Annotated in this window: 1 protein-coding gene; it reads right to left on the bottom strand. The window is 36.2% G+C overall.

What is annotated here, in order from left to right; translation table 11 throughout:
- Positions 1-569 precede the first annotated feature (569 nt).
- The gene (locus tag FNW52_RS16745) at positions 570-7,466 is read right to left on the bottom strand and encodes a S8 family serine peptidase (protein ID WP_143378624.1); all 6,897 of its coding nucleotides are present in this window, start codon (positions 7,464-7,466) and stop codon (positions 570-572) included.
- Between the last annotated feature and the right edge of the window lie 63 nt (positions 7,467-7,529).

Below are 7,529 nucleotides of genomic sequence, written 5' to 3'. Positions count from 1 at the left end.
AATAAATTTCCAGTATTAATTCGGCGGGCTTGTCAATCTGTTAATGAACGTCTGCGTTGTTGCGGGTGCAAAAGTAGCCCCTTTATGCGGGGAAACAATAGCTTTTCTAACCTTTTTTTAACCTTTTCTTAAAGTTGGTTTTAAGCCATTGGTTTGTTGGCGGTTAGGATTTACGCTTTTTTAGCAGTTGCGATTGTTTTGTAGCCGTTTTTGACAATTCGATCGGTTTTACAGGGTTTTGGTGATTGGATTAGGTTTGCTATCCCCTGAATGGGACGCGGATTATACGGATTCGCTAATGCGAAAACACGGATCGACGCGGATTTTTTCCTGAAATCGCTTCACCTATATATAAGGTATAACTTTTTCTAAAATCAACATTGTTATGAAAACCGATGCCACAGCCCTGATAGAAGCGGTATCCTTTATAACGCGTCCTGATAATTATCGGGATTTCTTCGCCTTATAAAGATACGGGTGGATCATCAATATTCATTGAGGAATTATTATACCAAAAAAAACTGCCTGAAGATAGCTTCAGGCAGTTAAAAACAATTTTACAAAACTGTTTATTCTACAATTAGTTTTTGAGTTGACGTTTTACCATCTTGCTCTACTTTTATCATATAAACTCCTTTTGGAAGATTAGGAAGATTTAGTTCTTCATTTGCAGTTTGCAAAGAGAGAACCTTTTTTCCCGACATATCAGATATACCAATATTCTTATCACCATTAGATCTAGTTATTATATTTACTTTTCCATCTTTTACAGGATTTGGATAAATAACAAAACCATCTATTGTACTAGTAACTACTCCTAAACTACAAGCCGTAGTTAAAACATTAACTGTACGAGTTACAGAAGACGTATTATTTAACGCGTCTTTAGCTGTATACGTAAGAGTGTATTGCCCTGGTGTATTCATATCAACAGTACCCGAAGTTACAACTCCAGCAGCAATATCTGCGTTTAAATTATCCTTAGCAGCAAATCCCGCTTCGGTATAAACACATCCTTTATTAAGAGAAACTACAGCGCCTCCCAAAAGAGTAATTATTGGTTTTACTCTTTCAATTATCACAGTCCAGTTGTCAATAGCCCCGTTTTGAGCAAGAACATTATAACCAACAGCTTCTGTATAATTTAAAGCGGTTACACCACTATTTTGAAGAGAAGTCCCAATACGCAATGTAGCTAAATCTGACACTTGAAAAACTGGAACTAATGCACTTAAATTAGCATTATTATTCACAAAAACCTTTACTGTTTTTGATCCCGCATCAATAACACTTGTGCCAATTTGATTAAATACAGAGTACGCTGTAATATTCGCTTCTTTTGTATTCAATGTTACCATATAATTAGTTTGAGAAAGTTTATTTTCTGAAACTACAGTAACCACATAACTATTCGTATAGTCAGCCGCAACAGTTCTTGAATTCAATTGTTTAACACCGTCAATGAAAAGCTCAGCCCCTGGCGAAACAGCAAAATCAGCACGTAAGTTTGAAACATTAAAACCGTATGGAAGGGTTTTAGTAGCATTACTTCCAACAATCGCTGTATTAATTTCTTGCATCAATCCAGGATTCCATGCTGTTTTGAAATCATAACTAAGCAATTTACTTTCGTTACTTAAACCAGTAAGTACTTTAATAGTATACGATTCTGAAATACCAGTATTAAAACCAACTCCTTCTACCGTAAAACTAACAGGATTTGTATAATCATTTGAGGTAACTCCATTTACTTGTACGACTCCACCAATTTTTGCTATACTATTCATTCCTAATGAAAAATTAGCAACCACAGTAGTTACATTGGCTCCATCATTTAATAATACAGTATACGTTTTTGTACTAGCATCATAAGACGATGAAAGTTGGTTTACAAAATCTAACTTTTGCAGCAAAACTGGAACTTTCCAAAATTTACCTTCTCCCAATCCGTTCGTATTTGCGTTTGTCACAACAGCTGTATTATCATTTGTAGTAGTATCATAAACAAATTGTTTATCTCCTTCGGCAAAAGAATAATAAGCCAATAAACCTGCTTCGTTTCCAAGATATTTTGTCATTGCATTAGCTGCAATTGTTGCTTGGTCACGAACACCTGACCAAATTCGAACTTCGTCTATGTTCCCGTTGAAACCACGAGCTAAGCCAGCATTATTCCCAATGAAAGCGGGAAAAGCAGCATTACTAACAACTGCAGAAGTAGCAGAACCTGAAGCAAGGGTATACGGAACTGAAACACCATCTATATAAATAGTATATACATTCGTAGCATTTACAGAAACAGCAACATGATGCCATTTGTTTTGCTTAACTGTATTTAAACCAGTATTAAGAGCAAATGCTCCCCCTGTACCAGTCACAGATAATACCAAACTATTTTCTTTATATAAAGAATGATTTACCTCGTTACAAACAAACAACAATACTTTGCTTTTGTCTAAGATTCTACCGAAAACGCTTGGGCTTTTTTGATTAATCCAAGCTTCAAAAGTAAAATTATTGGTTAAATCCAGAGCAGGAGTAACACCTGAAACGATATAATCATCAATACCATCAAACGACCCTGTGACATTTGTGGCATAATTTGCCGCATGTGAAAGCGTTACTGTTTTAGAATCATTTGTTGCATCTGTATCGCCAACCAATTTAGTATAAACTGCAATTGAATAGTCATTTGGCACACTCAAATCAGCTTTTGTAACAAATGAATAAGTAGCCGCTGCACCAGCAGCAATAGATGCTGTAACAGTTTCAACCACTTCTGTTCCTCCATTGATTTTATAAGCAATTGGGAAATTAGCAATAGCAGCATTCGAGTAATTACGAACAACCGCACTAACCGTTACTGGTTTCATCCCTGCCTTTAATGGAGATGAGATCATATCCACACTTGCATCAATAGCTGTAAAAGGCAACACATTAATAATGTATTCTTCAACTTCAAAATCTGGTCTAGAACTTGTCAATCCGTCAATAGTTGGTCCAAGATTTACATTATAATATTCATTTGGTGAACGGAACATATGAATTACTCTCATCATTTTTTGACCAGCAGTTGTATTAGCAGGAATAGTCAAACCACCTGTCAGAGTGATATTATCTCTAAAATAATGCATCCCTAATGTAGAAGCAACACCTGGAGCAGTGGCAGTATTCAAGGTATTAACCCAGAAAGTTCCAGCATAAAATTCATCTGTTACATTTCCATCACCATTTAAATCGATTACTATCATAGTAAACACACCCGGATTAGCAGTTTGGTCTCTAGATATTGGTCTTTCTGATTTTGCAATAGTAACTTCTGGTTGATATGTAAATCCTGCGTAAACTGGGATTTTGATATTCTTAAAATCAGAATAAGCAGTAGTTCCAGATGGATTGACAACATCATTCCATTTTAATTGAGCAACAGCATAACCATCTGTATTGGTATGAACTGGCAAAGCATTCTTATTATAAACATCTTTGGTCAATGTATTATTAGTCAAATCACCATCTACTTGGTCAACACCTGTTACAATTGTATATTTCGCATCTGCGATAGACAAATCTGCTGTTGTTGCAAAAGTAAAAGTAGCAGTACCTAAAGAAGCGATAGTTGGAATTACATCCGTCACTTTTGCTCCGCCGTTTACTTGATAGAAAACTGGAACATTGGTTAATGCCGCTGCACTGTAGTTTTTCACTTGAATTGTAATGTTATTGGTGCTTGTTTTCTTTCCTAAAACATCAGGGGAAACAATATAAGTAATGCCTGAATCACTCACCGCTGCTACTGCAGGTACGCAAGAGATATTGGCAATCCAACCTGACTCATTATAATCTGAATCAGAAACAAATTTAAACGTCAATTCACCACCAGTTGCTGTAGAAGTTAGCGACGTTGGAGGATTGTCAGTATCAAACTTACCCAATAAAGGAGAAGCCGCAGTAGGTCCATTGTAAATATACAAGAAATCATACCCTGCTTCTGTTGCATATTCTGAGAAAACTACTTTTACACTATTACCCGCAGTTGCAGGTTTAAAAGTAGTAGTTTTCGTTGAGGCATCTGGATAATTCGCAAAACGAGTACCGTTATCTGTAAACACCGCAGAACAAGTAGTAACTGTAGCTACAGAACCTATTGAGATATCTGTACCAGAATTAGTAACTGAATTTGTTTTGGAATTATTTCCAGCTACAGCATCACCCACATAATTCACATTCCCTAGCACAGTATAAACTCCACCAGCAGAGAAATCAGCTTTTTGAGTAAAGCTATAAGTCGCTTCGCTTAACGGTGCAATTGGTCCTGGCATAGTTTCAAGAACTGCTGCTCCTGCGTTGATTTTATAAGAAACCGGGATATTAGTTATTGCAACTGGAGAGTAGTTATATACTTTCATTGTTACTGTTTCCGCAGCTGTTAGACCTGTATTTGATACAAAAGAAGTCAAAGCCAAATCGGTTGCAGTAGCTTCATACATTTCTACATTATCAATAGAGACATTTGAATAAACAGGAGGACTGGCCGTTGTAGCATCATTAGCCATCACTCCTTCAAAAGTCAAACTAAATGAAGTTCCGGCATAGGTAGACAAATCATAAGTCAACACTGTGTTTCCAGTAAGTGCAGCACCACCATAAACAGATACTCCATCGGCACTATTCACCGGTGTTCCATTCACAAGAAGTCTAAAGAAATTTTTATTAACTGGCCCAACACTGTTCCAAACTAAATTGAATTTCAAACGCATTGCTTTACCAGTCAAACTTGTTCCATCGATATCACAGAAAGATAATCTTTTGATATAATTAGGATTGTTTGCAAAAGCATTTGCTGTAGTACTCGCTACCCATACTGTTGGGCTTGCAGTACCTGAACCAGACATTTTTACACCATCTAACAATGTTGGATTTATCACTTCATAACCAATAGCTCCGGTTGCCGAAGCTTTAGATAAAATGAAGTTGGTTGCTTTTCTTTCGTTGAATGTTTCTTTGAAAGGAATGTTTGCCGCTGTTAAAACGGGTTTAACAATTGGCTCTACATTTACTGCTCTTACTCTTTCAGAAGCAATACCTGTTGCTACATCGATTGCACGAACTGTAAACCAGTTATCATCACCTGCTGTTAAATTGTCGAATGTATAAGTTGGTGTTGTAACTGTAGCTACTACGTCAAATTTAAAACCGTTTATTTTTAAAACTTCGTATTTAGCACCAACGATAGGATCCCAACCCATTTTATAAGATGAAGTTCCACAAACTGCTGGAGCAATTACTAAGTTTTTAGGCTCGGTCATAATAGTAAAAGTTTCTTTCGAAGCCATTACTTTAGTTCCTGCACTTACTCTAACTTTAGCATTACCTAGAATTCCCGCAGGAACAGTCCACGCAAAATTTCTGGCATCAGTAGGAACATTAGAAGCAATGATTGTATAATTCAAACCACCATCTAAAGAATATTCTATTGTGAATGTTTTAGCTTCACCTTCATAATCCCAACGAATGTATTCTGTTGTATCAGGATTGAATTTTTCACCACCAATTGGATAAGTCAAAATTAATTCTGGCGCTACATAATCATATACAACTGAAAATTCTTGTGCATCTAAGGGAACATTTGCTCCCGTAACAATGATTTTGTATGTACCCGCAGCAGGATTATCTAGGGTGATTTGTTCGATATTATTCAAATTATCTACTCCTCTAGTTGCGTTGGCATTAGGTTGAGCGGCATTCAAAATCCAAGGAAGAGTAGTTATACCATCCTTAACAATTTTAATATCTAAATTATTTACAAGGATATTATTTGCTCCAGCAGTTGTTCCTAAATCAGAATAAGCCAACATCACCTTTAGTCCAACTAAACCAGTTGGAACAACGATTTCTTTTTCATAGGTTGCTGCATTAGCAACAGAAGCAGTAAAGAATTGTTTTTTATCCAAGGCTTTTATTGCTCTTAAACCATTTAGATTCCCAAAACCATACTTATAATCTGGCCCCGGATTACCCACATCTTTAGCGGTATTACATACTAAAGCCTTCATCATAGAAGCTAATGGTTTGTTACCGTTATAAATGCTTTTATATCTTTCATAAAGCAAAGCCAATGTACCAGTTGTACCTGGTGTAGCCATTGAAGTTCCGCTCATTACTTGGTATCCATTACTATAATCCAAAGAATACACATCTGTACCCACGGCTGCAATTTGAGGCACTAAACGCCCATCAATTGTAGGCCCAAAACTACTATAGTTACTAATTCTATCGTTCGGATCATTTGCTGCAACGTGCAACGCATTTTTCGAACATTTTGTAGAAGTACTAAATCCACCTGGATAAGCACTTTGCGAGTTACCATTAGAATATACATTCAAAAGATAAGGGTATTTAACTGTTACGTCATCATCTCCTTTATCTCCTGCACTATATCTCAACAAGTTATAACCTGAAGTAAGGCTAGATCCGTAAGAGTTTGAAGTAAGTTCAACACCGTCATTTTGTGCAGCAAGGTCTCTTTCTTCAAAAACCTGCAAGCCATTCGATTGGACATTAAAATTCCAACCAAACATTTGCACTTCTGGCGCCATACCTCTGGCTTTAGGATCTAAAACTCCTGCTCCACCAATAGTACCCGAAACATGATCCCCATGTGAACTTGGCGATTGATATTCTTTGTTTTTTACTCTACCTGTATGATCTTTGTGTTTTTCAAGATTTCCATCCCAAATACCTACTTTCACACCATTTCCTGTCAAGCCGTATCCAAGTCCTGCAATATTAGAACTTAATACATTCGCTTTATGAGAAGATCTACCCGGTTGATTGTCCGCCACCATTGGAGGTCCTACCAATTCAATGTTTTGCACCCAATTTAATTTGGCTACTTGTAATAACTTCTCTTTAGATAGACTCAAGTAAACAGTGTTGAAAGATTTTGAATTTCTTACATCGCTTGCTTTTAGTTCTGCTAAATCTTTTTCAATAACATTGTTATCCGCTCCTTTAAAATAGCTCACCACAACTTTTACTGCATTTCCCTCTAAAGCATAATTTGGAATTTCTCCAAGTGCAATAGTCGGATCCAATTTATACTTTGGATCAATAGCTATTTTAGTTCTGATATTATCCGAAACTGTACCTCTGGCATAAAACTGAGAATTAACAGAAGCATAATAGGCATTATTAGACAAATAGCTCAGTAAGGTTATCCCTTGTTTTTTTAATTTTTGCTGTTCCTCTAAAGATGGAATTTTTGTAAACTGCAACAAAGTGTATTCTGTTTTTGAACTTTGCTTGTTTGTACTTTTTTTAAGCTCTTCAACTTGCCGTTTAAAATTGGCAGTAGTAGTAATTCTGTTTCCATTTATAGAAACCGAATAATCATTTTGAGATCCATTTTGCGACCATCCGGAAATCGCAATAAGCATCACAACAAAACTGAGTAATCTTTTTTTCATTTGTAAATTTTTGGTTAATTAATAGTTATCAAGGCGTAAACCTACAAATTAAACCATAAAAAA

Origin of the sequence: Flavobacterium sp. ZT3R18 (genome assembly GCF_007097385.1) — a bacterium.
Classification (GTDB): Bacteria; Bacteroidota; Bacteroidia; order Flavobacteriales; family Flavobacteriaceae; genus Flavobacterium.
The sequence above is the reverse complement of the archived record's forward strand: the minus strand, read 5'-3'. Positions and strand labels throughout refer to the sequence as shown.